Origin of the sequence: Arthrobacter sp. AOP36-A1-22, assembly GCF_052377615.1 — a bacterium.
Classification (GTDB): Bacteria; Actinomycetota; Actinomycetes; order Actinomycetales; family Micrococcaceae; genus Arthrobacter_H.
On sequence record NZ_JBQSWX010000015.1, the window covers coordinates 62293 to 81915 of the forward strand.

Sequence of the window (19623 nt, forward strand, 5' to 3'; positions counted from 1 at the left end):
GCACTGCCGTCGTGGCCCGGCTCACCCCCGGGCCCGACGCCGCTCATCCGAACAACTCCTCCCCGATGAACCCGCCCTCGGGACACCCCGGAGGGATGGCGTAAACGGCCGATCCGATCGGGGTGGTCCATTCGTTGAGCATGTCCGATTCGTCCAGTCGACGCTGGATCGGCAGGAACTGGCGGTCCACATCGGCCTGGTAGGAGGCGAAGAGCAGCCCCGAACCTGGCAGCCCGTGGGAGTCCGCGGCCCCGTCGTCGTAATTATAGGCCCGGCGGACGATCTTCTCCCCGGGCTTCTGCGCCGTGGCCCGGGCGACATGGCTCTGCGGGGAAATGACCTTCAGACCCCCGTCGTCGGTGGCGCCCAGGTTCGGCACATCGTGTTCCTTGCTCCCGGTCAGCGGGGCGCCGGTGCTCTGGTGCCTGCCCAGTGCGAAGTCCCGGCCGGGCCGGTCGACCCGATCCCATTCGTCCAGGTCCATGGCGATCCGGCGCAGCACCAGCGAGGTGCCTCCCGGGGTCCAGGCCGGGATCCGGTCCCCGCCCCAGAGGGCCTGCTCGCGGGCCTCGCGCAACGGATTTCCGGTGCCGTCGAGCTGGCCGAAGAGGTTGCGCATGGTCGCCCCCTCCTCGGCCGAACCATAGGCGGTGCGGAATCCCGTCTGGATCCACCGCAACCGGGTGAAGGAGCGGGCGTCCTTGAGCAGCATCCGTTGGGCATGGGCCAGGGCCAGCGGGTCGTCCGAGCAGATCTGCAACAACAGGTCCGTCTGCCCGTACTCCTCGGTGAGTTCGTCGATCCCGAAGGCCGGCAACGGGCGCAGCCATTCGGGCTTCTGCGCCGGGACGACGGCATCCAGCAACCCGGGGCCGAACCCGAACGTGATGCTCAAATTCGACGGGGAGACCGCCAGCTCCGGTTCGCTGTCCGCCAGCGGCGGGCGCCCGGCACACAGCCGGGACGCGTCGTCGCTGAGCAGACGCAGGAGTCGGCGGACATCGTCGGCCGGTGGATGCTTCCGGCCCTTCGGGGCCAGCAGGTCCAGCCCCACGAACCCCGCATGCGCCTGGGCGGTGGTGTCGACCCCTGCCTGCCGGTTCCCGTGGAACCCGACGGTCGAGCCCGCGTTGGCCCCGTCCTCGTCGCGGCCCGCCGCCGGTTCCGGGGCTTCCTCCGAGGCCAGGGCCGCCGCCGTTCCACCGGCCCCCGCGGCGGCACCCACGGCGGCGCCGGCCGCCCCGAACAGGAAGCTGCGCCGTCGCGGATGGCGCGGGGAGACGGGGCATCCTTCCCCGGGTGTTCCGTTGTCGGGCACCATTACTCCTGCTCGCCGTATGATTCGTCGGCGCCGCTGTAGTCCTTCGTGGTGAACGGGACCGTTGCCGTGGAGCCGTCCGCGTACGTCAACGTGATGTCCACCGGGTCCCCGGCCTTCAGTTCGTCCTTGAGCTTCATCAACATGATGTGGTCTCCGCCCGGTGCCAGCTCGGCGCTCTGGCCGGGGGCGATGCTGAAGCCGCCGTCCTTCTCCTGCATCGACATCGACCCGGAGGTACCGGTCATTTCGTGCAGTTCGACCATGCCGGCCTCGGGGCTCTCGGCCTTGACCAGCACCGCCTCGGAGTCGGAGGTGTTGGTCAGGGTTCCGAAGGAGCCGCTCATATCGGTGTCGGTGGCCTTGGTCCAGGTGTCCTGGACCTCCACGGCGTGGGCCTGATCGGTCGCGGTGGACGCGGAGGGGGTGGAACCGGCCTCTGCGGCGTTCCCGGCACAACCGGCCAGGGCCACGGCGGCGGCGGCGACCAGGGCGGCGGTTGCGGTGGTGCGGGGGGTGGGAAGGGTGATGTTCATGGTCTGGATCCTTGGGGTCGTGGCGCAGGGGCGCCGGAAGCTGTGATGGGTCGGCCCGGCACGCCCCGCAGGGGGCGGCGGAGGGCAGGGCGTATCAGCGGATCCGCGACCCCGGGACGTGCCGGGGCGTGCCGGGGCGTGCAGAGCCTACTGAGGTCCCTCGGGTGGGGGCTGGGCTACTTGCCCGAGCCCGACTGACGGCGCACCTTGGCGAATACGACGCCGGCGGCGGCGATGACGGCGACGGCGAGGATCACCCAGATCAGGGCGGTCGGCAGACCCCCGTCGCTGGAGGCCTGCTCATCCGGGGCCTGGGTCGCCGAGGTGTCTTGCGCGGCGGGGGCCGACGAGGCCGTGTTCTGGGTCCCCTCGGCGGCGGAGGAGGAGCCGGTCGCCGGTGAGGAGGAGGGGGTCGAGGCTTCGGCCTCGCCACCCTCCACGGTGAAGGTCAGCGCCTCGTTGTTGTCGCTGGTCCCCTCGATCGGGTGTCCGTCGCTGGAGACCGCACGCCAGGTGAGCGTGTAGTCACCGGCCGGCAAGGCCTGCCCGAAATCCACGGTGAGCACATTGCGGCTGACCGAGGTGTCGGCGTCGTACTTCTTGCCCTCGGCGTCGGCGAGGCTGACCTCCGTGCCGATCGACTTGAGTTCACCGCTGAAGTTCAGGTCCACGGAGTCCAGCGGCTCGGTAACGGTCGCCCCGTTCTTGGGAGTGGAACCGATCAGCGAATCATGGGCCAGCGCGGCCGGTGCGGTGCTCAGCGCCAGCCCCATCAGCAGGGCGGCGGCGGCAGCAGCGAGGATCGCACGAAGCGTGCCGGGCCGCTGGCGGACCGCTGTTCGGGGGGCATGGGGGTGTTCGGTGTTCATCTTTGTCCTTTGGTATCCCCGTCTGGCGGGGCCTGCGTTCGACGTCTCTAGGATGCGAAGGCGGGAAGGACGGGCGGACCCCGGTCACGCAAGGCGCGCAGTGGCACACCCAGGTCGGGGAGACCGGGGACCTGGACCCAGACCAGGCGCGGCGGCCCGATGGAGGCGATCGGTGGACGGGGGCGCAGGATCCGGCGCGGTACGGCCAGGCCCAGGACCTGCATCAGGGCCAGGACCGCCAGCCCGCCCTTGCGCAGCACCAGGATGGTCAGGATGGCCGCGACCACGTGGGCGATCCACATGCCCAATGCCATGGCGTTCGCGTCCTGCGTGGCCGCCCCGGTCAGCAGGGCGTCCGGGTCGACGGAGATCAGGTGGCCGGCATGGGCGCCGGTGCCACCGGCAGACAGCAGATGGTGGTCGTGGCCACCGTGATGGCCCCCGAGCATGCCGAAGGCCGAGTGGTAGATCCCCTGGCTGATCAGCACGGCAGCAGCGGTGCGCCAGAAGGAAAGGGCCCGTCCGGCCAGGGCGGTGCAGGCGGCCCCGGAGAGGGCCAGGATCAACGCCAGCAGCGCCGGTTCGGGAAGCGCGCCTCCGGCCACCGTATGCGAGGCGGCCGCCAGGGCGGTTGCGGCCAGGGCACCGAGCCATCCACGCACCAGGCGCAGGCTTCGATACTCCACGACGGCTCCCCTTCATCGGGCCCGGCGGCCCTTCATGATCCATCAGGGATTCTACGCCATGTAGAAGCTTCTGCCGAAGCCGGTCCGCCCGGAGCCAGAACAGGGCCCGTTCCACCACCTGGTGGAACGGGCCCTGTCGACCGCTGGTGCGGGAACTACTTCTTGGAGACGGCAGCCTTCAGCTTCGAGCCGGCGGTCAGCTTCACGGAGTGGCCTGCCGGGATCTGGATGGTCTCGCCGGTCTGCGGGTTGCGGCCGGTGCGGGCGGCACGGTCGGTGCGCTCGACGGCGAGCCAGCCCGGGATGGACACCTTCTCGCCCTGGGAAACCTGCTCGACGAAGGTGTCGAACACCGAATCCAGCACGGCGTTCACGGCGACCTGCGAGTTGCCGGTCTTCTCGGCGACGACTGCAACGAGTTCACTACGGTTCAAAGCCAATGTATTTCCTCCTGGACTAATTCGTGCCCGCCCGTTTCCGGCCGGGTTGCCCTGCGGTTGCGGGGACTACTGTGAAGGAAACTATCAGGCCTCACTGACGGACACGCCCAGTTTTGGGGCGTTTGGCCGGAATTTTTTCGATATTCCCTGCAAATTGGCGGTTTTTGGGTCCCGACCGGGTATTTGGGGTCTTCATCCCACCCCGGCACCGACGGCACCGATCCACTGGCGGAAACCCTTGAGGGCCGGTGTCACGGGTCGCTACGCTGGAGCTCAGGAACCATCGGATCCAAGGCGGTGCCCACGATGAGCCCAGAACCTACCGCGTCCCATGACGCCGCCCGGTTGCAGGCCGCCCGTTACCGCGACGCGCAGGACGCAGTGTTGGAACCGGCTCCCGTGGACGAGTATGAACGCCGTTCCGGGGAACTCTTCAGGGCCAAGGCCGAACAGGCGGGGATCGAGGTCCAGGGTGCCCCGGAGGCACCGCCGGTGTTCCACTCCACGGACTCCGCCGGGCAGGTCGCCACCCCCAGCATCGACCGGGCCATTGCCCGGGGGGATTTCGACCACCTCGCCTATGCGGGCCTGCCGCTGCCCTCGCTGGATTCCACCGACCCCGACTGGTGGATGAAGTCGCTCATGCGGCGGGAGCGGATCAGTGGGGTCGGCCCGCCGGCCCTGCTGCTGCGAACCGAGGACGCCGCCCTGGACGACACGCTCGATGCCTTGCCCGGCGAGTTGGCCGTCCGCGAGACCGTCACCGATTTCAACGCCCGCATCCGGGAGGCCCGGCGCCAGCTGCTGGGTGGCCCACCGGTGATCACCGACCCCCGGGACCCCGACGAGGAGATCCGGCGCTGGCGGGAACGCCGGGCCGTTGACGGGCCGCCCCGCTCCCCCGCCGGCCCGACCGGGACACCCCGGCCCGCGGGGCGGTGGCGCCGCCTCTGGGTCTGGCTCTGGTCGCCGTCGACCTAGGGCAATCCGCAGGCCGCGGTGGGCCATGACCTGCTCCTGGGATTAAAAAAACCCGGGGCCCCTTCTGTTGCCAGAAGGGGCCCCGGGGAAAATCGCTGGTGTCTACCAGGACGACTTGGTGATGCCCGGAAGTTCGCCACGGTGGGCCATGTCGCGGAAGCGGACACGGGAGATTCCGAACTTCTGGAACGTACCGCGCGGGCGGCCGTCGATGGAGTCGCGGTTACGCACGCGAACCGGCGACGCGTTGCGGGGCAGCTTCTGCAGGCCCAGGCGGGCCTCTTCGCGTGCCTCGTCGGTGGCGTTTTCGTTGATCAGGGTCTTCTTGAGCTCGGCACGCTTCGCGGCGTAACGCTCCACGATGACCTTGCGCTGCTCGTTGCGAGCAATCTTGGACTTCTTAGCCATGTGTTTAGCGCTCCTCTCGGAAATCGACGTGCTTGCGGACGACCGGGTCGTACTTCTTCATGACCAGACGGTCAGGGTTGTTACGACGGTTCTTGCGGGTCACGTAGGTGAACCCGGTACCGGCAGTCGACTTGAGCTTGATGATGGGGCGTACATCCTGGACTCTTGCCATGTTAGAGCTTCACACCTTTCGCCAGCAGGTCAGCGACAACGCGGTCGATGCCACGGGCATCGATGGTCCGAATGCCCTTGACCGACAAGGTCAGCGTGACATTACGGCGCAGGGACGGAACCCAGTAGCGCTTCTTCTGGATGTTCGGGTCGAACCGACGCTTGGTGCGGCGGTGCGAGTGGGAGATGCTGTGTCCGAAGCCCGGAACTGCACCTGTCACCTGGCATACAGCTGCCATGATCACTCCTCAGTAGTAGTAAATATTGGCGGTACTCGATAAAACAGATCACAGCGCGGTGTTGCTGCCTCTGAACCTGCGTTGAAGAGTCCCGCCACCAGTTGTGACACCGTGTATTACTGCGACGTGCGAAGGTAACCAGGCTGGGTGAGAACCAACCGAAGCGCCTTACTTGCGCGAAAGACGGTGAATACAGCGTCCAGGTTGAGCATTTTTCCCTACTCGGTCGGGACGCGTTATTCGGTTTACGGGCAACCACGCGATCCCCTTGACCCACTCCTCACGGAGCACGCCACGACGAACACGTGACTTAACGCCTTACCATCCTAGAACGGCGGGCCGCAGATGACAAACTGCAGGGTACGACGCCGGTACCCCTCTCCCGCGTCGACTCGCCGGTCCCTTCCGGGTCGCCGGCCGCCCCCACGGGAGTGCTCAGCGGAGGATCCAGTGCTGCGGGTCCATCCCGCCGACCAGTTTGCGTCCGATCCGGGTCAGATCCACGATGTCCTGCTCGTCCAACCCGTCGAAGACCAGCCGCCGCACCGACTCCACGTGTTCGGGCGCCAGGCCGCGCAGCATGTCCAGGCCCGGATCGCGCAGGTGGGCGACGCTGACCCGGGCGTCGTCGGTGCTCTGGGAGCGTTCGACCCAGCCGCGGCCCTCGAGCTTCTTCACCACATGGCTCAATCGCGACAGCGAGGCATTGGTTCGTCCAGCCAATTCACTCATCGGCAGCAACCGCCCCTCGGACTCCGAGAGCATCGCCAACACGTGGTAATCAAAGAGCGTGATGCGTCCTTGCCGGTGCAGTTCGGTATCGAGCAGGCTCGGCAATTGCATCGAAAGGGCCATCAGTGCCATCCAGCACTCACGTTCCTGGGCTGAAAGCCAGCGGGTCGCGGTCATGGAAACCATGATGACACATGAACATTCAGCTAAATCCACGCGGCCGCCACCGGGGAGGAACCCCTCTTGATCCGGCGGCGTAGCCTTGAGGGACAGCGTGTGGGCCACCGTCCCGCGGCAGGCCCCGGTGCTTTCCACCGCGCGGCCTGCGGCACGCCGAGGTCCGAGGGAGTGGTCATGGACGCCACCGTTTCCAGCAGCACGATCGATGAAAAAACCGCCCGCGCAGTGGCCGAAGCAGCCCGCGATGCCGGTGACGCCCGCCCGAGTTTCGCCCAGGGCCTGTATCTGGGCAAAACCGATTTCGGGCTCATCCACCCGCATCCACGCCCCACCGCCGAGCAGACCGAACGCGGCGAAGCCTTCCTGGCGAAGTTGCGGGAGGCCGTCGCCTCCTTCGACGGGCGCCTGATCGACCGTGAATCCCGCATCCCCGACGAATACATCACCGTCCTGAAGGACCTGGGGGTCTTCGGGATGAAGATCCCCACCAGGTATGGCGGGCTGGGCCTGACGCTGGCCTACTATGGCCGGGCCCTGATGCTGTTGGGTTCCATCAGTCCCAGCATCGGCGCCCTGGTCTCGGCGCACCAGTCCATCGGCGTCCCCGAACCGGTGAAGATGTTCGGAACCGCCGAGCAGAAGGACCGTTTCCTGCCCCGCTGTGCCGCCGGTGCCATCACGGCCTTCCTGCTGACCGAGAACGACGTCGGTTCGGATCCGGCGCGTCTGGGCACGACGGCGACCCTGGCCCAGGACGGGCAGTCCTACGTGCTCGAGGGGGCCAAGTTGTGGACGACGAACGGCTCGGTGGCCGATCTGGTCGTGGTCATGGCGCGGGTACTCCCCCACCCCGGCCCCGACGGCACCCGGGAACGCGGGGGCATCAGCGCCTTCGTCGTCGAAGCCGATAGCGAGGGCCTGGTGGTGGAGAACCGCAATGTGTTCATGGGCCTGCATGGCATCGAGAACGGGGTGACCCGCTTCCACGGCGTCCGTGTTCCGGCGGCCAACCTGCTCGGGCGTGAAGGCCAGGGATTGAAGATCGCGTTGAGCACGTTGAACACCGGCCGCCTGTCCATCCCGGCGCTATGCGCCGGGGCCGGGAAATGGAGTCTGAAGATCGCCCGCCAATGGTCCTCCGTCCGGGTCCAGTGGGGCCTGCCCGTGGGTGAGCACGAAGCGGTGTCGAAGAAGATCGCCTACATCGCGGCGACCTCGTTCGCCGTGGAATCCGTCTTCGAGCTCTCCGCCGCACTGGCGGACGCAGGCATGAAGGATGTGCGGATAGAGGCGGCCCTGGCGAAGCTGTTCTGCAGCGAGAAGACCTCGCAGATGGCCGACGAGCTGCTGCAGATCCGCGGCGGCCGGGGGTATGAGACGGCTGATTCCCTGGCGGCCCGCGGCGAACGCGCCGTGGCGGTGGAGCAGTTGGTGCGTGACCTGCGGATCAACAGGATCTTCGAGGGCTCCACCGAGATCATGCATCTGCTGATCGCCCGTGAGGCGGTGGACGCCCACCTGAAGGCGGCCGGGGATCTGGCCAGCCGGGATGCCACCACCCAGGAGAAGATCCGTGCCGCTGCCGGGGCCACCGGGTTCTACGCCAAATGGCTGCCGACCCTCGCCGCGGGTCCGGGCCTGTTGCCGACGTCCTATTCCGGGGCCGGAAAGCTGGCCCCGCATCTGCGGTACGTGGAACGGGCTTCGCGCCGGCTCGCCCGGCACACCTTCGCCGGAATGGCCCGTTGGCAGGCGGGACTGGAGACCAAGCAGGCCTTCCTGGGCCGGGTGGTGGACATCGGCACCGAACTCTTCGCCATGTCGGCGTGCGTCTCACGCGTGGAGTTGCTGCGCGAGACGGAGCCGGGGCGGGCCCACGGCGCCGCCCGGCTCGCAGACGCCTTCTGCCACCAATCCCGCCACAGGGTGGAGGCGCTGTTCGATGACCTATGGGAGAACTCCGATGCCACCGATGCCCAACTGGCCAAGGAAGTGTTGGCGGGGGACTACGAGTGGGCGGAGGAAGGGGTGATCGACCAGTCCGAAGGCACCGGTCCGTGGATCGCCGGCTGGTCCGATCCCGAAGAACACCGCCCGGATCTGCGCCACCCCTACGGAAGTGACTAGAGGCCGCCCGATCAGGCCTTGGACAGCGAGTGCAGCAGGTACCCGTAGTCCAGGGCGGTCCGGCCGGGATGTGCTGCGATATGGGCGTCGGCGACCTCGGCCGGGAACTCCAGCCGCAGGACGGCGTCCCGGTCGGTCGCGGTCTCGAACCTCCAGCTGCTCATCACCTCGCGGGTGGTCGCCCCGCGGGTGGCCCACCACTCACGAATGAAGTCCCCGCTGCCCTGGTAGGTCTGAGCAGGGTCGGAGGCGCGCAACAGTTCGGCGAATTCGCCGTGGGTCTGGTCGTTGTCGATCACCACCAGGGTCCCGCCCGGCTTCAGTACGCGCAGGGCCTCGCGTAGACCGGGGAGGCAGTCGTTGGTCGGGGTCGGGAAGAAGTAGGCGAACCGGGCATGGATGACGTCCACGCTGGCATCCTCCAAGGGAAGGTGTTCGGCCGACCCATGAAGGACCTGGACGTTGGCCAGCTCTTCGCGCCGGACCCGGTGTCGGGCCAATTCGAGCAAGCCCGGATCGGGTTCCACGCCGATGACCGCCCCTGCTGTCTCCGCGTAGTGGGTGAGCCAGAATCCGCTGCCGCAGCCCAGGTCCACGACGGTGCGCCCCGAGAGTTCGGCGGTTTCCCGGAGGGCTTGCCACAGGGTGCCTTCATGGTCGATGGCCTGGTTCTCGATTTCATACAACCCGGGGTCCCCTGCCTGATTCGGGGCAGGAGTGAAGTCCGGCAGCTGTGTTTTGTCCATCTGCCCAGCGTATGCGCGTCACACGCCCACCCCCACTCCTGGGTCAAGTCGACCGTTGCATCGACCAATGAAATCCGCCGCCCCCTCACCGGACAAGTCACCGGACGGGCCTTACGGAACGATGGCGGCTCAGTGCTCTGGGCAACTCATATTTTGAGCGGGTGTGTCCGGTGGGGGACCGGCATACGGGACCAGTCTGGCGGGGTCCTAAATTCTGTCGTTGGTAACATCGCGGCATGGCCAACGTTGTCCTTGTGCACGGAACGACACAGTCTGCGGCGGGCTTTCGCCGTCTGATCACCTCGCTCGAACATCGAGGTCATCGGACCGTCGCCGTGGATGTGCCCAGTGGGGCGGCTACTACCGCCGAAGAGTATGCCCGGCTACTCGCGGCACAGATTCCTGCCGGCTTCGACCATCCGCTTATCGCGGCGCACTCGGCGGCAGGACTCCTGATGCCAGCGTTGGCCCGCGAGCTGGATGCAAACCACCAAGTGTGGTTAGCGGCTGCGGTCGCCGACTATGTCGGAAGACGCAGCCTGCTCGCCGAAATCAAGCAAAGCCCACTGGATGTTTTCAACACCGAATGGGTGGGTATTGACCCGACCAGCGACCCAGTCTTGGCCGCGTACTTCCTGTTCCATGATGCGAACCTTGCCACCTTGAAGGAAGCCCTGCTGACCATCGCGCCTTGCGACTTATCTGCTGTCTATGCTGAGACCCCGCCCGAGGATCCGGCACGTATTTCCTCCACTTACGTGCTGCCCACCGGAGACCGCACGTTGTCCACAACGTGGATGCGGCGGGTCGCAAGGCAGCGATTGCGTTGCGAGCCCATCGAAATCGCTGCGGCGGCGCACAACTTTTACGCCGCCAGGTCCGAGGATGTAGCTGCCATCATCGATGAAGTGGCAAAGACACTTTGATCCAAAGGGCGCGGCATGAGGGTACCGTCCAACGTTACGATCCCGCCTTCACGGCGTTGACGTCCCGTTGAAGATTCCCTATCAGAAGCATCTCCTGAGAGGTCTTCACAGGACATGATTTCTACCGTTCGTACTCAAACCTCTTTACGAGCAGTTCTTCTGCAGGCTCAAATCCATGCCTGGCATAGAAGGTCTGTGATTCGTCTGAAGGTGACAGGACGATACGGGCCGCGTTGATGCCCTGTGAGAACTGGATCGCGGCTTCCATGAGACGGCCGCCAACTCCTCCGTTGCGGTAGTCCTCAGCAACAAAAGCATTTCCGAGATAAACCCAGCACGATGATTTCTTTCCGGGCTTCGGCATCCGTTCGAACACCATCAAATTCAGCATTCCGATCAGTTTCCCGTCTAGGTCTGCAACGAACATCGTGCGGGGGTTGTTCGCCTCCCAGCTGAGGTAGTCGCTCGCAAAATCCGGATCCTCGATCGGCTCGATTGTCTGCTCCGCTACCCATTCAGTACGCATCTTGATGAGATCTGACGTATCTGTCGGGAGTGACTGGCGGACGATGAGCATCCGTGCACTCTACACAATTACCGTCCGAATCGAGCCCGTTTATGAGGCAAGAAGTGTCCGGTAAAGGTTTCCCAAACGGGAGCCTACTGGTTGGGTCCCCGTTAGCAGCCCAGCGGCTATGCGATAGCTAATTGGTTCTCTGCAACCCAGCGATCCCAGTGTCTGAACGGCGTCATTCCGCCAAGGGACCCATGAGGACGTTCATGATTGTAGATGTCTTTCCACTCGTCGGCCAAGTACTTTGCCTCGGCCATTGTGTCCATGATTTCTCCGGTGAGTTGTTCCCTCCTGAATTGGGCATTGAATGATTCAGCGAACCCGTTCTGCCACGGCGATCCTGGATCGATAAACGCCGTATTGACTCCGGCCGTGGCGCACCAGTTGATCAGAGCAGCAGCGGTGAACTCCGGCCCGTTATCGGACCGGACGTAAGCCGGAGTGATGCCGGTTTCAGCGATGATGTCCTCCAGAGCGGCGACCACATCCGTGGCGGTAAACGACCGACGAGGAATGATCGCCAGGGCCGTGCGGCTGTACTCATCGATAACGTTAAAGAACCTAATATGCCGGCCGCAGGAGGTCACGTCGGATTGGAAGTCGAAGCTGACCACATGCATCGGATACTCGGCACTGAGCCTCTTCTGCTCACCGGCACCGGGCCCGCTACGGCGTTTCTTGCGTACCTTGGGCTTGCACGTGAGTCCCTCGAGGCGCCAGAGCCGGCGTACGCGCTTCGTGTTCAGCCCCAGCCCATCCCACTGCGGCTGCTCGAGCAGATGCCAGCGCGCTTTACGCCAGCCCCAGGCGGGATACTTCTGAGCCACAGCACGTAGATCAGCGCGCAGCTGGGCCTCTTCGAAGCTGACCGTTGGCAGGCCTTTGCGCAGGGCTGAGCGGTTCTGGCTGAGCACCTTGCAGGCAAATCTTTCAGATGCCCCGAACTTTTCCTGCGCCATACGCACGGCACGGCGGCGTGGTTCGGGGCTTAGAATTTTCCCCGCGCCACCTCGTTGAGAATGTCGATGGCTAGTTCCTTCTCCGCGACCAGCTTCTTTAGCCTGGCGTTCTCCTTTTCGAGGTTTTTGACAGCTTTGGTCTGGTCGGCGTTCTTCTCGGATCCGTACTGCTGAAGCCACCGGTACCAGGTCGCTTCAGTGATCTGCAGTTCCTTGATGACCTCGATCATCGGGCGTCCGTCGTTGAGCATTTTTTGGCCCTGGCGTACTTTCGCGATGACCTGATCAGGGGTATGTCTACGTGCCATATCTGTGAATTTCCTCCTGCATCCATTATCGGATGCGAAACTCACATAGTCACCGGGCTTCTACCAAGGGGCCCAACCACTACCTCCGTGCAGACCCCCGGAAACTCTGGGAAGGCGATCCTCACAAACCAAACAGTTACCCGCGAGCGTGAGGGACAATTGGCGCATGTCAGAAAGATTCGAGTGGGAGCCCGACCTCGCGCGGGGCGAGTGGCTTCGCACAATGGAAGCCGAGTCGTTCGGCAGCCTCCTGTCTGTGGTGCCCCGCGGTTTCGAGGCCTACGCGCGCGTTTTCCACCCCGTCGAACGTGACCGCCCGCGCGAGACGAAGACCTGGCTGGGACTCGATGAGAGTGCATTCTTCGAGGGTGTCCAGGATATTGGGGCGTCGCTCGAAACAGAGCGCGCCACGTGGGCGGACGCTGCAGCCTCGTTCAAGACCACCATGCACGCAGAGGCGCAATACGCGAGTCTTTTGCGGCGGGAATACGGCCATGCTGGTGGCGCCATCGCCGCAGACGGCTGGCGCTATGGTGACTCGTTCGAGGGATGCCTTGACGTCGACTCCCTCGCGGCAGCAGCCCAGGTGCTTGCACGCCACACATCGACTCCGGATTCCGGTATCGCCGCCATCTGGGAGGGATGGGGCGGCCTGGTGAGTTCGGCCGGAGTTGGCCACTATATGGTCGAGGAGCATGAAGGGATGCCCGTCCGCTACACCGACGAGGCTCCTGTCGCCCGTGACGAGCAGCCGCTTCGCGATCGACTGACGAAGGCCGCGCGGCGCTGGAGCGCGAGGATGAGGTCGTTGAGGGAAGCCCTTCCACGGCGCCAGCCAAAACCAGGATCCGGGCTACTTGCCCGTGAGATCGCCACCGGCAAGCCGTTCGAATTACATGGCGACACGGGACGGAGCTACATCCTGTTCGAGGCGGGCGCGGATGACTTCGCGGATGCTGCATGGCCCGCCCACGCACCGTGGGTGGATGAATACATGGGGGCGCAGTCGCCCAGTATCTTGTGGCCCGACGATCACTCGTGGGTCCTGGCCACCGAAATCGATTTCGATTCGACGCTCATCGCGGGAACGGCGGGGCTCATCCGCGAGCTCGAACGGACGCCAGGGCTCGAGGTGCTACCGATCCACGCCGGCGCCGGCCTGTCCTGTGAGGGCGATGCGATCAATCGTCCCCAGTGACGTCCCGAGCCGGGGACTCCGAGTCCAGTCTCACTAGGAACGGGCGGATAGGCCTACGAACAGGTAGATCCGCCGCTCCCGCATGCCCTCACGGATACAGCCGTCGGTCGACTCGATCGCGAGATGCAAACGATTCTCATTTAGTATAAGCTGTGAGGGTTTCCATCAGCTCCCCTGAAAGGTCGCCCATGCATTTGCGCTTTGCCGTCGCCCCCGTCCTCCTGATCGGACTAGGACTGTCAGCCTGCTCGGGCACGGCTACCGGCGATGATACTGAAACCTTGACAGTGGTCACTTCCACGAGCGCCTACGCAGACATCGTCAGCCAGGTCGCTGGCGATGCGGTGCAGGTCGATTCGATCATCAACAAGCCCTCCCAGGACCCGCACTCCTATGAGGCAACTCCTCAGGACAAGCTCACCCTCTCCCACGCGGACCTCGTCGTGGAAAACGGTGGCGGCTACGACGCCTTCATCGATCCGCTGACCAAGGATCTGGGAATCAAGGATGAGCAGATCGTCACCGCCGTCGACTATTCAGAGACGGCCCACGCAGCAGAACACGACACGGAAGCGGAGGCCGACCCAAAGGATCACGACGGGCATGACCACTCCAGCTTCAACGAACACGTCTGGTACGACCTCCCGACCGCCTCTGCCGTAGCCATGGAAGTCGCCGATCGGCTGGGCGAGCTGAAACCGGAAGAGGCAGAAACCTTCACCGCCAATGCCCAGGAGTTCGACACGAAGATCGACACCTTGGACCAACGTCTCGGGAAACTATCCACCGAGGCAAAAGGTCACCAGTACGCCATGACCGAACCGGTGCCCTTCTACCTGCTGGAGCAAGCCGGCCTCTCGGATGGGACTCCCGCAGGCTTCAGCGGCGCCATCGAGGAGGGCAACGACGTTTCCCCGCTGATCCTCAACGCCTTGGACAAGAAACTCTCTTCGGGAGACATCGCCCTGCTGGCCTACAACCCCCAGACCAGTAGCCCGCAAACCCAGAGCGTCCGCTCCCAGGCCGAGAAGGCGGGAGTGCCCGTGGTCGAGTTCAGCGAGACCCTACCCCAGGACACCGACTATCTCGGATGGATGAGCTCGAATATCGACGCCATCCAGAAGGCCCTGAAGAACTAGGCGTCGGGGACCGCAAAAAAGATCCGCAGCCGAAGCCCCAAGCTTCCACTGCGGATCTTTTTTCCGCTTCGGTTCAGGCTGCTTCGGCCTTGGGCCAGCGCAACAGGGCGGCGATACCTGCCCCGTTGGGAAGCACGCCGGCCGGGACATAGCGGATCGAGGCATCGGTCATGGCTACCGCACGCAGCAGGACCTCGGGCGCTGGCCATGAACCCAGCGCATCGGAACCTTCGATATCGGCCCCTTCGGAGGCGAGCCACGGCTCCGCTTCGAGCGCCAGCAGGGAATGGTCGTCTTGGAATTCGGCGACGACGACCGTGGCGGCTTGCCCCTGTTGCAAGGCCCAGACGACCTCTGCGAAACCGAGTACCGCCCCGGGCTGGGTGGCGTTGGCCTGGTTGGTGATGCGTTCGGAAAGTTCGCGAATATCCTCGGCCAACAGTGCGGCAACGTGGGCTTCGATATCCTTCTCCACGGCAGAGGAATCGGCGCCCCCGGTCCGGGTGTGCTGATCAAGTGTCACCGCCAGGGCCCGTGTCGGCTCGGCGAGTTGGGACAAGACCAGCTCCCTGGCCTTCGTATCCCCGGAGAGGACCACGAGCCGGGCCCGGGTGTCTCGGGCTATCTCGTCGATCAGCCGGGCGATCTCATCGGCGTTCCGACGCCAAATCTCCGCCGTCTGGTGTTGGTTCTTCGATTCTTCGTACCTGCCGGGGACCCGGCGGGCGTGATGGGCTTCGTCGCGATCCCCGGCAATCCGGTATTCCTCGGCGACACCGGCAACTGCCGAATGGCGCAGCCGCACTTCTCCCCCATCGCGGCCGACTTCGGCGACCAGATAGGGGAACTGTCCGCCGTGGGCGCGTGCCAGCGGGACGAGGTTGGGGAACTCGCTGCAGTCAACCTGCGGCGCTTCGGTCTTCACGCCTTGGACCAGCTCGTCGAGGACGACCTGTCCGTCGCAGACGGCAACGAAACGTGAGACCGGGGCAGGCCTGCCTTCGGCCGGGCGCAGTGCCGAACGCATCGCTTCTATGTCGGGGGCGCTGGCCTGTTGGCTTTTCAAAAGTTGGGCAACTGTATCGGGCAGGGCATCGGCAGCTTCATGGGCTGCCGTCGTGCCGAGCGAGGCGTCTACGAAGGCCGTGCACCACGGACCTTCTTGTCGAAATAACGTGGCATCAATTCCGCTGGAACCTGCCCTATTTGCCATGGGGAAACTCCTTCCCACGCGACGCCTTCGCCGCGTGACTACTGGGTCCGTGAGCCCACCGTAGCATCGCCGAGACGCGGCGAACAGAGCCCGTTTTTTCGCATGGACAGCCCTCAGCGCACCCCTAGATACCCAGCACTGCCTTCGCGATCAGGAAGTACAGGATCAGGCCGGCGGCGTCCACGAAAGTGGTAATGAAGGGGTTGGAGAACACCGCAGGGTCGGCCTTGATGGCCTTGCCCAGCAGGGGCATGATCCCCCCGACCGTTGCCGCCATCGTGCAGACCCCGCCTAGCGTCAAACCGATCACCCAACCAATATCGGGACTGTAGATCAACGCCGCGATGACGAAGCCCAGCGCCCCCAGCAGCAAACCGAGCATGGCACCCACCCGGATTTCCCGCACGAAAACGCGCAGGATGTCACGGGTACGAACATCCCCCAGAGCCAAAGCACGAGTCACCGTGGTGGCAGCCTGGTTGCCGGTGTTGCCGCCGGTGCCGATCAGCAGCGGGATGAACGACGTCAGCACAACCACTTCGGCCAGGGTCGCCTCGAATTCGTGGAGGACCCGGACGGTGAGCGTGGCACCAACGGCCAGGACCAGCAGCCACACCACCCGGGATTTCACGATCTCCCAGATCGGGGTGGAGAGGTAGGGCCGGCGCAACGGCTCGGTACCACCGCTGCGGGCCGCGTCCTCGGATTCGGCGGCCTCAATGATCCGCAACGCATCGTCGACGGTCAGGATGCCCAGTAGCCGGTTTTCGGTATCAACCACCGGCAGCGCCAGCACCTGCAGGTCGGCGCAGCGCCGGGCAGCGGTTTCCTCGTCCACGGTGGCCCGCACGGATTCCGCATCCACCATGATCTCGCCGACCGTTTTCAGCGGATCGGCACGCAGCAGGTCACGCAGGCTGATGATCCCCACCAGGGTCCGGCCGGCATCGGTGACGGGCAGGGTGTAGATGGTCTCGGCGTCGTCCAGACCCCTGCGGACCTTTTCCAACGCCTGATCCACGGTGGTCCAGGGGTGGGCGCTGATGAATTCGGGGCTCATGCTGCGCCCGATCGATCCCTGCCCGTATCCGAGGATGGCGTCGGTCAGGGCCCGTTCCCGGCTGGACAGACCCAGCAGAAGTCGACGGGCCACCACCGAGGGAAGTTCGTCGAGCAGGCCCACCCGGTCGTCCGGGCTCAGGTTGTCGAAGACCTCGGCGACATCGGAGTCTTGCAAGCCCTGGATGAGCTCGGATTGCAGTGTCGGGTCCAGCCGTTCAAACACGGCCAGGGCCCGCTCCTTGTCGAGCAGCCGGTACAGTACCGCCCGGTCGCGGTCGTTCAGCCGTTCCAGTTCGTCGAGTGTTTTCGAAATGGGCAGGCGGGCCACCAGCCCACCGGCTGCCGCTAGATCATCGCGATTGAGGGCCTGCTTCAGGGCCTCAAGGGTGTCATCGATTTCGATGGTGTCTTCGGGGTTCATAATCCGGGTTCCCTCCGGTACGCGCCCCGTGAGGGGCGCTAGCTGATGACTGCGCGCGGCGCAGCGGAATACCGACGAACCACAAGGGACGACGGCGAGGTGTGTGGACCCGCGGCGGGCGCGGGTTCTCGACTTGGTCCGTCGTCCATCTGCGGGTCACCTCCCGATTCGGCAAGCCATACGCGGGCACGGGCCATCAGCCCGGCAGGCGTCGATCAGCGAAGCACGCCGATCACGACGGCTCCAAGGCCCACCCTATTCCGAACCCGCGAGCTACACCAAAGCGGTAGCGATCCAATAGCGGCGTTTGGAGTGGCCCGGAAGCAGTTCAACGGTATCTTCGTGGATGCCACCAGCGCGTTCGATGACGGCGGCAGAGGCATGGTTGGTTTCGTCACAGGTCACCAGTACCTGGTCGATCCCCAACTCAGCGGCCCGGCCCAGTGCCGCGGCCAACAGGACTCCCGCGTAACCGCGGCCGCGGAAACCGGGGCGGACGCCAAACCCGATATGGCCGCCGATGGTAGCGAGCATCGGGGTCAGTTCGTGCCGCAGCGAGACCCGGCCCAGCAGCAGGCCAGCGTCCTCGGCCACGAGGAAGGTGTGGGGCACCCGTCCGGGCGCCAGACCCTCGCCGCGCTCCCCCGCCTCCAATCCGGCAAGGTACCCGGCAAAGTCCTCTCCGGCGTCGTAGTCCAGCAAGAAGTCGAACCCCTCGAGGGACATTTCTCCGTGGGCGACCAGCGCCTGCTCCTCATCGGCTGCCGAGAGACGGCGCAGCACGGGGGAAGGTCCTAGCACTCCACCACGTTCACTGCGAGGCCACCCATGGCGGTTTCCTTGTACTTATCGCTCATATCCTTACCGGTTTCGCGCATGGTCACGATGACTTCATCCAAGGAGACCCGGTGTTCGCCATCGCCCATCAATGCCATCTTGGCTGCGTTGACGGCCTTGGAAGCGCCGATGGCATTGCGTTCGATGCAGGGGATCTGTACGAGTCCGCCGATCGGGTCGCAGGTCAGCCCGAGGTTGTGTTCCATGGCGATCTCGGCGGCGTTCTCCACCTGGGCGGGGCTACCGCCGAGCACCTCCGCGAGTCCGGCGGCGGCCATGGAGGAGGCCGAACCGACCTCGCCCTGGCAGCCGACCTCGGCACCTGAAATGGAGGCCTGTTCCTTATAGAGCACGCCCACTGCGGCGGCGGCGAGGAGGAAGCGCACGATGATCTCTTCCTTGTCCTCACCGGTGGCGTAGTCGATGCCTGGCAGGTAATGCGTGGCGTAGAACATGACTGCGGGGATGATGCCTGCCGCCCCGTTGGTCGGGGCGGTCACCACGCGGCCGCCGGTGGCGTTCTCCTCGTTGACGGCCAGGGCGACGAGGTTAACCCATTCCTGCCAGTAGCGCGGGTCGCGGTCCTTGTCCTCCTTGCTCAGGCGCTCATGCCAGTCGGGGGCACGACGGCGGACCTTCAGCCCGCCGGGTAGCAGTCCTTCGCGGGCGATGGCCGAATCCTTGCACTGCTCCATCACCTCCCAAATATGCAGCAGGCCGGCACGGATCTCCTCGCGGGACCTGTAGGTCAGCTCGTTGGCGAGCATGACGTCGGCGATGCCCATTTCGCTGGCGTGGCAGTGCTCGAGCAGTCGAGCAGCGGTGGTGAAGGGGTAGGGGATCTCTTCATTGACTTCGTCGAGTTCGGCCGCGGCGGCTTCCTCATCGCCGTCACGGACAATGAATCCACCGCCCACCGAATAATAGGTCTCATCCAACAGGACACCGCCGGAGGCATCCAGGGCCTGGAAGCGGATGCCATTGGTGTGGCGGGGCAGGATGGTCAGCGGACGCTGGACCATGTCATCGGCGGAATAGGACAGATCCTTCCGGGCCCCTAATTCGGCGGCCAGGCGCAGGGTTCCGGTGGCGGCGATGTCCTCCAGCCGCTCCTCGACCTGGTCGGGCAGGATGCTCTCGGGCTCGAACCCCTCCATCCCCAGCAGGACTGCGGTGAACGTCCCATGGCCCTTTCCGGTGGCGGCGAGCGACCCGTAGACGTCGATCTGCAGATCGGCGGTGGATCCGGCCAGCTGCGCTTCCACGAGGTGCGCGGCGAAACGCTGGGCGGCACGCATGGGCCCGACGGTATGGGAACTCGAGGGGCCGATGCCGATCGAGAAGAGGTCGAAGACGCTGATGGCCATGGTGTGGTTTCCTTTGCACGAGGTGGGTGCGGTCATGCGTCGGGCCCGGGGTTCGATGCCCCCGGGCCCGACGACGCCCCTGAGGGGCTGGAGGCGGCTCAGCAGAGCTGAGGCAGCTCCGGGTAGAGCGGGTGGGCGGTGGCCAGGGCGGTGACCCTGGCCTTCAACCCGTCAAGGACCGCCGCG

The 19623-nt window shown here is 65.2% G+C and carries 21 protein-coding genes; 5 read left to right on the top strand and 16 right to left on the bottom strand.

Annotated features, from left to right (window positions below; genetic code table 11):
- Positions 1 to 43 precede the first annotated feature (43 nt).
- The 5 genes from ACT3S2_RS10325 to ACT3S2_RS10345 form a co-directional block, all read right to left on the bottom strand.
- Complete coding sequence (locus tag ACT3S2_RS10325) at positions 44 to 1321, bottom strand: Dyp-type peroxidase (protein ID WP_444554841.1); 1278 nt, start codon at positions 1319 to 1321, stop codon at positions 44 to 46.
- Complete coding sequence (locus ACT3S2_RS10330) at positions 1321 to 1854, bottom strand: copper chaperone PCu(A)C (RefSeq protein ID WP_444554840.1); 534 nt, start codon at positions 1852 to 1854, stop codon at positions 1321 to 1323. The genes ACT3S2_RS10325 and ACT3S2_RS10330 overlap by 1 nt, the downstream gene beginning before the upstream one ends.
- 176 nt (positions 1855 to 2030) lie before the next feature.
- On the bottom strand, positions 2031 to 2723 hold the full coding sequence (locus ACT3S2_RS10335; protein WP_444554839.1) for a copper resistance CopC family protein: 693 nt from the start codon (positions 2721 to 2723) through the stop codon (positions 2031 to 2033).
- A gap of 47 nt (positions 2724 to 2770) precedes the next feature.
- Positions 2771 to 3409 (bottom strand): hypothetical protein, encoded by a 639-nt coding sequence (locus tag ACT3S2_RS10340; protein ID WP_444554838.1) that lies wholly within the window; start codon positions 3407 to 3409, stop codon positions 2771 to 2773.
- Between the two features lie 155 nt (positions 3410 to 3564).
- Complete coding sequence (locus ACT3S2_RS10345; protein ID WP_087001218.1) at positions 3565 to 3849, bottom strand: HU family DNA-binding protein; 285 nt, start codon at positions 3847 to 3849, stop codon at positions 3565 to 3567.
- A 306-nt stretch (positions 3850 to 4155) separates the two neighbouring features.
- On the opposite strand from ACT3S2_RS10345, the gene ACT3S2_RS10350 reads away from it, so the two are divergent.
- Entirely contained in the window at positions 4156 to 4830 is a 675-nt protein-coding gene (locus ACT3S2_RS10350; RefSeq protein WP_444554837.1) for a J-domain-containing protein, read from the top strand.
- 102 nt (positions 4831 to 4932) lie between these two features.
- Here ACT3S2_RS10350 and rpsN read toward each other — a convergent pair whose 3' ends face one another.
- The 4 genes from rpsN to ACT3S2_RS10370 form a co-directional block, all read right to left on the bottom strand.
- The gene (rpsN, locus tag ACT3S2_RS10355) at positions 4933 to 5238 is read right to left on the bottom strand and encodes a 30S ribosomal protein S14 (protein ID WP_087001213.1); all 306 of its coding nucleotides are present in this window, start codon (positions 5236 to 5238) and stop codon (positions 4933 to 4935) included.
- A 4-nt stretch (positions 5239 to 5242) separates the two neighbouring features.
- On the bottom strand, positions 5243 to 5410 hold the full coding sequence (gene rpmG, locus ACT3S2_RS10360; protein ID WP_087001211.1) for a 50S ribosomal protein L33: 168 nt from the start codon (positions 5408 to 5410) through the stop codon (positions 5243 to 5245).
- A 1-nt stretch (position 5411) separates the two neighbouring features.
- Positions 5412 to 5648 carry a 50S ribosomal protein L28 gene (gene rpmB, locus ACT3S2_RS10365; RefSeq protein ID WP_087001209.1) on the bottom strand — a complete coding sequence of 79 codons (237 nt, stop codon included), beginning with the start codon at positions 5646 to 5648 and terminating at the stop codon, positions 5412 to 5414.
- Positions 5649 to 6083: 435 nt separating this feature from the next.
- Entirely contained in the window at positions 6084 to 6557 is a 474-nt protein-coding gene (locus ACT3S2_RS10370; protein ID WP_444554893.1) for a MarR family winged helix-turn-helix transcriptional regulator, read from the bottom strand.
- 177 nt (positions 6558 to 6734) lie between these two features.
- Between ACT3S2_RS10370 and ACT3S2_RS10375 the strand changes: the two genes are divergently transcribed.
- Positions 6735 to 8687, top strand: coding sequence for an acyl-CoA dehydrogenase family protein (locus ACT3S2_RS10375; protein ID WP_444554836.1), 1953 nt, complete (start codon positions 6735 to 6737; stop codon positions 8685 to 8687).
- Positions 8688 to 8698: 11 nt separating this feature from the next.
- Here the strand turns inward: ACT3S2_RS10375 and ACT3S2_RS10380 are convergent, their stop codons facing one another.
- Positions 8699 to 9433: a class I SAM-dependent methyltransferase gene (locus ACT3S2_RS10380; protein ID WP_444554835.1), complete on the bottom strand. Its 735-nt coding sequence runs from the start codon at positions 9431 to 9433 to the stop codon at positions 8699 to 8701.
- 236 nt (positions 9434 to 9669) lie between these two features.
- Here ACT3S2_RS10380 and ACT3S2_RS10385 point away from each other — a divergent pair, with 236 nt between their 5' ends.
- Positions 9670 to 10359 carry an alpha/beta hydrolase gene (locus tag ACT3S2_RS10385; protein WP_087001203.1) on the top strand — a complete coding sequence of 230 codons (690 nt, stop codon included), beginning with the start codon at positions 9670 to 9672 and terminating at the stop codon, positions 10357 to 10359.
- A 121-nt stretch (positions 10360 to 10480) separates the two neighbouring features.
- Here ACT3S2_RS10385 and ACT3S2_RS10390 read toward each other — a convergent pair whose 3' ends face one another.
- Both ACT3S2_RS10390 and ACT3S2_RS10395 read right to left on the bottom strand, forming a co-directional pair.
- Positions 10481 to 10936, bottom strand: coding sequence for a GNAT family N-acetyltransferase (locus tag ACT3S2_RS10390; protein WP_087001201.1), 456 nt, complete (start codon positions 10934 to 10936; stop codon positions 10481 to 10483).
- 116 nt (positions 10937 to 11052) lie between these two features.
- Positions 11053 to 12200 (bottom strand): IS3 family transposase gene (locus tag ACT3S2_RS10395; protein WP_443384263.1). Its coding sequence is split into 2 segments (ribosomal slippage): positions 11053 to 11936 and positions 11936 to 12200, totalling 1149 coding nucleotides; the frame shifts between segments, so codons are not numbered across the junction.
- 166 nt (positions 12201 to 12366) lie between these two features.
- Here ACT3S2_RS10395 and ACT3S2_RS10400 point away from each other — a divergent pair.
- Positions 12367 to 13398, top strand: a complete 1032-nt coding sequence (locus tag ACT3S2_RS10400) for a hypothetical protein (protein WP_444554834.1) — start codon at positions 12367 to 12369, stop codon at positions 13396 to 13398.
- A 287-nt stretch (positions 13399 to 13685) separates the two neighbouring features.
- Positions 13686 to 14537 carry a metal ABC transporter solute-binding protein, Zn/Mn family gene (locus tag ACT3S2_RS10405; protein WP_241895348.1) on the top strand — a complete coding sequence of 284 codons (852 nt, stop codon included), beginning with the start codon at positions 13686 to 13688 and terminating at the stop codon, positions 14535 to 14537.
- Between the two features lie 73 nt (positions 14538 to 14610).
- Here the strand turns inward: ACT3S2_RS10405 and ACT3S2_RS10410 are convergent, their stop codons facing one another.
- The 4 genes from ACT3S2_RS10410 to ACT3S2_RS10425 form a co-directional block, all read right to left on the bottom strand.
- Entirely contained in the window at positions 14611 to 15750 is a 1140-nt protein-coding gene (locus ACT3S2_RS10410; RefSeq protein WP_087001195.1) for a baeRF2 domain-containing protein, read from the bottom strand.
- A gap of 124 nt (positions 15751 to 15874) precedes the next feature.
- Positions 15875 to 17233 (bottom strand): magnesium transporter, encoded by a 1359-nt coding sequence (gene mgtE / locus ACT3S2_RS10415; RefSeq protein WP_441380731.1) that lies wholly within the window; start codon positions 17231 to 17233, stop codon positions 15875 to 15877.
- A 273-nt stretch (positions 17234 to 17506) separates the two neighbouring features.
- A complete protein-coding gene (locus ACT3S2_RS10420) occupies positions 17507 to 18016 on the bottom strand; it encodes a GNAT family N-acetyltransferase (RefSeq protein WP_198962398.1) in 510 nt (169 codons plus the stop codon).
- Positions 18017 to 18027: 11 nt separating this feature from the next.
- Positions 18028 to 19437 carry an L-serine ammonia-lyase gene (locus tag ACT3S2_RS10425; RefSeq protein ID WP_444554833.1) on the bottom strand — a complete coding sequence of 470 codons (1410 nt, stop codon included), beginning with the start codon at positions 19435 to 19437 and terminating at the stop codon, positions 18028 to 18030.
- Between the last annotated feature and the right edge of the window lie 186 nt (positions 19438 to 19623).

What these genes read in the sequence shown, in the direction of transcription:
- ACT3S2_RS10380 (WP_444554835.1), bottom strand. Translation starts at nt 9,433, where the DNA reads ATGGACAAAACACAGCTGCCGGACTTCACTCCTGCCCCGAATCAGGCA.
- ACT3S2_RS10350 (WP_444554837.1), top strand. Translation starts at nt 4,156, where the DNA reads ATGAGCCCAGAACCTACCGCGTCCCATGACGCCGCCCGGTTGCAGGCC.
- ACT3S2_RS10375 (WP_444554836.1), top strand. Translation starts at nt 6,735, where the DNA reads ATGGACGCCACCGTTTCCAGCAGCACGATCGATGAAAAAACCGCCCGC.
- rpsN (WP_087001213.1), bottom strand. Translation starts at nt 5,238, where the DNA reads ATGGCTAAGAAGTCCAAGATTGCTCGCAACGAGCAGCGCAAGGTCATC.
- ACT3S2_RS10400 (WP_444554834.1), top strand. Translation starts at nt 12,367, where the DNA reads ATGTCAGAAAGATTCGAGTGGGAGCCCGACCTCGCGCGGGGCGAGTGG.
- ACT3S2_RS10410 (WP_087001195.1), bottom strand. Translation starts at nt 15,750, where the DNA reads ATGGCAAATAGGGCAGGTTCCAGCGGAATTGATGCCACGTTATTTCGA.
- ACT3S2_RS10330 (WP_444554840.1), bottom strand. Translation starts at nt 1,854, where the DNA reads ATGAACATCACCCTTCCCACCCCCCGCACCACCGCAACCGCCGCCCTG.
- ACT3S2_RS10335 (WP_444554839.1), bottom strand. Translation starts at nt 2,723, where the DNA reads ATGAACACCGAACACCCCCATGCCCCCCGAACAGCGGTCCGCCAGCGG.
- ACT3S2_RS10385 (WP_087001203.1), top strand. Translation starts at nt 9,670, where the DNA reads ATGGCCAACGTTGTCCTTGTGCACGGAACGACACAGTCTGCGGCGGGC.
- ACT3S2_RS10425 (WP_444554833.1), bottom strand. Translation starts at nt 19,437, where the DNA reads ATGGCCATCAGCGTCTTCGACCTCTTCTCGATCGGCATCGGCCCCTCG.
- rpmB (WP_087001209.1), bottom strand. Translation starts at nt 5,648, where the DNA reads ATGGCAGCTGTATGCCAGGTGACAGGTGCAGTTCCGGGCTTCGGACAC.
- ACT3S2_RS10325 (WP_444554841.1), bottom strand. Translation starts at nt 1,321, where the DNA reads ATGGTGCCCGACAACGGAACACCCGGGGAAGGATGCCCCGTCTCCCCG.
- mgtE (WP_441380731.1), bottom strand. Translation starts at nt 17,233, where the DNA reads ATGAACCCCGAAGACACCATCGAAATCGATGACACCCTTGAGGCCCTG.
- ACT3S2_RS10390 (WP_087001201.1), bottom strand. Translation starts at nt 10,936, where the DNA reads ATGCTCATCGTCCGCCAGTCACTCCCGACAGATACGTCAGATCTCATC.
- ACT3S2_RS10370 (WP_444554893.1), bottom strand. Translation starts at nt 6,557, where the DNA reads ATGACCGCGACCCGCTGGCTTTCAGCCCAGGAACGTGAGTGCTGGATG.
- rpmG (WP_087001211.1), bottom strand. Translation starts at nt 5,410, where the DNA reads ATGGCAAGAGTCCAGGATGTACGCCCCATCATCAAGCTCAAGTCGACT.